1 protein-coding gene is annotated in these 314 nt (G+C 54.1%); it reads left to right on the plus strand.

Annotated elements, in window-relative coordinates; all coding sequences use genetic code 11:
* The coding region (locus EN869_RS34900) for a hypothetical protein (protein ID WP_210237975.1) at positions 1-314 on the plus strand (314 nt) is incomplete at both ends.

Genomic DNA, 314 nt, shown 5'->3' on the forward strand with positions numbered 1-314 from the left:
ATGAGTTTTCCGGACTGCTTCAACTAGCGTTCGGATTGAATTTGGCGCTGTCGATTTTTAGAGAGCTGGCAATCGTTCCTCGAGGACCGCTTGCACGCCAGATCGCGGCAATCGAAACGTTAATCGGAACAAGAAAGGTGAGAAACCCCTCATCAGCCGGCAGCCTTCGGGCACGTTTGGAATCGGCAAAGCGAGAGATCGTCATCAATGACGATAGTTTGGCCACTTGGGTAACATGCTGCGCGGCCGTCACATCCTTGTTCGGGCTAGCGGCCCTGTATTGGTCGTTCTACGCTGCCGTGGACCAGTCTTGC

The organism is Mesorhizobium sp. M2D.F.Ca.ET.226.01.1.1, from assembly GCF_004022705.2.
Taxonomy (GTDB): domain Bacteria; phylum Pseudomonadota; class Alphaproteobacteria; order Rhizobiales; family Rhizobiaceae; genus Mesorhizobium.